Raw genomic sequence first — 4,437 nt, 5'->3', positions numbered from 1 at the left:
TTCCTCGTCCTTGGCACGCTGCTCGGCCAGTGAACGATCACGGTCGTCCACGGTGGCCTGGCGTTGGAACACCTTGGCCTCGTACTCCACCGCCTTGATGCCCTTGTCGGTCAGGCGCTTGCGGTCGCGCGCGGCTTCCAGGCAGTCCGAGACCAGGAATTTGGGATAGCAGGCACGCTGATCGAGAATGTAGCGCAGCTCGGCCACTTGCCGGTCTTCGGCGGCTTCGTCCAGCGCCTTTTGTGCGGTTTCGTCGGACTTGATGGAGCCGGCAGGATAACGCTGCGCAATCGGCGCACGCGCTTCCAGTTCGTCGAAGCGTTCACGGCTCATGACGGGCGCGGGGGCAACAGGAGCAGCCTGTGGTGTCGCACCGGAATCGGCCGGGCTGACTTGTCCCTGGGCTTGCGCCTGGATCCGTCCCGGCTGTGCGCCGGACGTGGCGCTGGCCGATGCCTGCCCTTGCGCCATGCTGGCACCGGCGGCCAGGGCCAGCATCAGGCCGCACAGGGAAGAAGTGACGCACTTGGCATCGGCAAAAAGAGCTTGCATGGATTTCTTGTTCATCAGGGGTTTTTCAGGAGAGGCTGTCGGCAATCGAGCGGCGGTCCGCATCCAGATATTCCTTCGACTGCATCTCAATGATACGTGAAACGGTGCGGTGGAATTCGTTGGAAAGGGTGCCGACGGTGTAAAGCTCGTCCGGTTCCACCGCGGCCGACATGATGAGCTTGACCTTGTGGTCATAGAAGACGTCGATGAGCCAGGTGAAGCGGCGCGCTTCCGAAGACATGGCCGCCGACATGCGCGGAATGCCCGACAGGATCACGGTCTGGAAACGACTGGCCAGTTCCAGGTAATCGTTTTGCGAACGCGGCCCCCCGCACAGCGTGGCGAAGTCGAACCAGATCGCACTGCCCGCACGGCGCAGGGCGCGGATTTCGCGGGCCTCGATGTGTACGCGCGGGTCTTCATCGGCCGCCTCGGCCACGGAGGCGAAGGCAGCGCGCAATTCTTCATCGGTCTTGGCGTTCAGGGGTGTGTGGTACACCTTCACCTGCTCCAATACCCGCTTGCGGTAGTCGATGCCGGCATCGATGTTCATGACGTCCAGTTTCTCCTTGAGCAGCGCGATGGTCGGCAGCATGCGGTCGCGGTGCAGGCCATCCGGGTAGAGCGTGCTCGGCTCATAGTTGGAGGTCATCACGAAGGATACGCCGTGATCGAACAGCCCCTTCAAGAGGTTGTAGAGGATCATCGCATCGGCGATATCGGAGACGTGGAATTCGTCGAAACAGATCAGGCGATACTTCTTGGCGATGCGCTTGGCGACTTCATCGAGGGGGTCGGAAATTCCCTTCAGTTCATCCAGCTGGCGATGCACATCGCGCATGAATTCGTGGAAGTGCAGGCGCGTCTTGCGCACCACCGGCACCACGGAATAGAAGCTGTCCATCAGGAAGGACTTGCCGCGCCCTACCCCGCCCCACATGTAGACGCCACGCGGCACGGCCGGGCGGCTGATCAGGCGCTTGAAGGTGGAGGCGCGCTGGGCCTTGTAGGCGACCCATTCCTCATAGGCGCGCTGCAGGCGCTCGATGGCGCGCAACTGCGCTTCATCAGGTTGATAACCGCGCTGGGACAGCGACTGTTCGTAGAATTGACGGACATCCATGGTGTGGTCTTGTAAAACGACAATGGGCGAGCCAGGCTCGCCCATTGGGTTGGCATCTCAATGCGCACTATGCGGGCAACTCGGACGCGGCCAGCCCCAGGGGCTGGCCAGGCGTCGGCGACCCGTATTGTCGCACTGATCGCGCATCAGAAGTTCAATGCGCGCTTGTCCACGGCCAGGGCCGCTTCCTTGGTCGCTTCGGACAGCGAGGGGTGAGCGTGGCAGATACGTGCGATGTCTTCCGACGACGCACGGAATTCCATCGCCACCACGGCTTCGGAGATCAGCTCGGAAGCCATCGGGCCGACGATGTGCACGCCCAGGATCTCATCGGTCTTGGCATCGGCCAGGAACTTCACCATGCCCGAGGTATCGCCCAGCGCACGGGCGCGGCCGTTGGCCAGGAACGGGAAGGTACCGGCCTTGTACTGCACGCCCTCGGCCTTGAGCTGCTGCTCGGTCTTGCCGACCCAGGCGATTTCCGGCGAGGTGTAGATGACCCAGGGAATGGTGTTGAAGTTGACGTGACCGTGCTGGCCGGCGATACGTTCGGCCACGGCAACACCTTCTTCTTCGGCCTTGTGCGCCAGCATCGGGCCGCGCACCACGTCACCCACCGCCCACACGTTGGGCAGGTTGGTCTTGCAGTCGCCATCCACGGCGATGAAGCCGCGCTCGTCCAGCTTCAGGCCCACGCCTTCGGCGTTCAGGCCGATGGTGTTGGGGGTACGGCCGATGGAAATGATCAGCTTGTCGAATTCGCCGGTGTGGGCTTCGCCCTTGGCATCGGTGTATTCCACGGAGACGCTGTTCTTGCCAGTCTTGATGGCGCCAATCTTCACACCCAGGTTCACCGCCAGGCCTTGCTTGGTCAGCAGCTTGTGGGCTTCCTTGGCGATTTGTTCATCGACGGCACCGAGGAAGGTCGGCAGGGCTTCCAGCACGGTCACTTCCGCGCCCAGGCGACGCCAGACCGAACCCATTTCCAGACCGATCACGCCGGCACCGATCACGCCCAGCTTCTTCGGCACTTCGGAGATGGCCAGTGCGCCGGTGTTGGAGAGGATCAGCTTTTCATCGAACTCGGCACCCGGCAGTGCGCGTGCGTTCGAACCGGTTGCCACGATCACGTGCTTGGCAGTGATGGTTTCTTCGGCAGCGCCGGCGACCTTGATCTCGTAGCCATTGGCATCGCCCTTGACGAAGGAGCCACGGCCGTGGAAGAAGGCGACCTTGTTCTTCTTGAACAGGTACAGGATGCCGTCATTGTTCTGCTTGACCACGGTATTCTTGCGGCCCAGCATCTTTTCCAGGTTCAGGCCCAGGCCCTTGACTTCAATGCCGTGCTCGGCGAAGCCGTGGCTGGCGTGTTCGTAGTGTTCGGAGGATTGCAGCAGCGCCTTGGAGGGGATGCAGCCGACGTTGGTGCAGGTGCCGCCCGGTGCGGGGCCGCCCTTTTCGTTCTTCCATTCGTCGATGCAGGCGGTGTTGAAGCCCAGTTGCGCTGCGCGGATGGCGGCGATGTAACCGCCGGGGCCGCCACCGATGACGACCACGTCAAAATTCTTGCTCATGTGTGTATTCCTGATTCGTTGTGCGCATCCGCTTTGATCTCTTGGTCCAAAGCGGATGCAAAAAGGCGCTGAATGCCTGGGGGCCGTTCAGCGCCTCGCTCACGCCGTGATGGCCGGTTGCTTACAGATCCAGCAGCAGACGGGCCGGATCTTCCAGGGCTTCCTTGATCGCGACCAGCGACAGGACGGCTTCGCGGCCGTCGATGATGCGGTGGTCATAGGACAGCGCGAAGTAGTTGATCGGACGGACCACGACCTGGCCGTTTTCAACCACTGCACGTTCCTTGGTGGCGTGGATGCCCAGGATTGCCGATTGCGGCGGGTTGATGATCGGAGTCGACAGCATGGAACCGAAGGTGCCGCCGTTGGAGACGGTGAAGGTACCGCCCGACAGTTCTTCGATGGACAGCTTGCCGTCCTTGGCCTTCTGGCCGAATTCACCGATCTTCTTCTCGATGTCAGCGATGGACATCTGGTCCGCATCACGCAGGATGGGCACCACCAGGCCACGCGGCGAACCGACGGCCACGCCGATGTCGAAGTAGCCATGGTAGACGATGTCATTGCCATCGACCGAAGCGTTGACGATCGGGTACTTCTTCAGGGCGTGCACGACTGCCTTGACGAAGAAGGACATGAAGCCCAGCTTGACGCCGTGCTCCTTCTCGAACTTGTCCTTGTACTTGTTGCGCAGGTCGATGACCGGCTGCATGTTGATTTCGTTGAAGGTGGTCAGGATGGCGTTGGTCGATTGCGATTGCACCAGACGCTCGGCCACGCGGGCACGCAGGCGGCTCATCGGCACGCGCTGTTCCGGACGGCTTTCCAGGCCAGCCTTGACCGGGGCAGCAACTTGCGCCAGGGCAGGCTTGGCAGCGGCAGCAGGTGCAGCGGCGGGAGCCGACAGGGCACCCAGCACGTCACCCTTGGTCACGCGGCCATCCTTGCCGGTGCCGGTGACTTGCGAGGTCGACAGGTTGTTGTCGGCCAGCAGCTTGGCGGCGGCGGGCATGGCGACGTCGCCCTTGGAGGCCAGCTCGGGAGCGGCGACCGGGGTCGGTTCGTTGGTCGATTGCGGTGCCGGGGCAGCCTTGACTTCGGTCGGGGCCACTTGCGCGGAAGCGTCGGTGTCCAGGATGGCGATCACTTCACCAGCCACGACGGTGGCACCGTCGGCCTTGATGATCT

3 protein-coding genes and 1 pseudogene are annotated in these 4,437 nt (G+C 62.4%); all 4 read right to left on the bottom strand.

Features of this window, described 5'->3' with window-relative positions; genetic code table 11:
- Positions 1-567: pseudogene (locus B3873_RS23775) on the bottom strand (hypothetical protein); the annotation flags it as partial.
- Positions 568-577: 10 nt separating this feature from the next.
- Entirely contained in the window at positions 578-1,675 is a 1,098-nt protein-coding gene (gene zapE / locus B3873_RS23770) for a cell division protein ZapE (protein ID WP_088753358.1), read from the bottom strand.
- A 146-nt stretch (positions 1,676-1,821) separates the two neighbouring features.
- The gene (lpdA, locus tag B3873_RS23765; protein WP_286869400.1) at positions 1,822-3,249 is read right to left on the bottom strand and encodes a dihydrolipoyl dehydrogenase; all 1,428 of its coding nucleotides are present in this window, start codon (positions 3,247-3,249) and stop codon (positions 1,822-1,824) included.
- Positions 3,250-3,370: 121 nt separating this feature from the next.
- Positions 3,371-4,437 (bottom strand): 2-oxoglutarate dehydrogenase complex dihydrolipoyllysine-residue succinyltransferase (gene odhB, locus B3873_RS23760; RefSeq protein ID WP_286869398.1); only part of this gene is annotated, 1,067 nt, incomplete at its 5' end.

Source organism: Herbaspirillum sp. UBA812, from assembly GCF_002296545.1.
In the GTDB taxonomy this organism is placed as follows: domain Bacteria; phylum Pseudomonadota; class Gammaproteobacteria; order Burkholderiales; family Burkholderiaceae_D; genus Herbaspirillum; species Herbaspirillum huttiense.
The sequence above is the reverse complement of the archived record's forward strand: the minus strand, read 5'-3'. Positions and strand labels throughout refer to the sequence as shown.

Bases quoted from the DNA above. Each gene is read 5' to 3' on its own strand.
- zapE (WP_088753358.1), bottom strand. From the start codon at position 1,675: ATGGATGTCCGTCAATTCTACGAACAGTCGCTGTCCCAGCGCGGTTAT.
- lpdA (WP_286869400.1), bottom strand. From the start codon at position 3,249: ATGAGCAAGAATTTTGACGTGGTCGTCATCGGTGGCGGCCCCGGCGGT.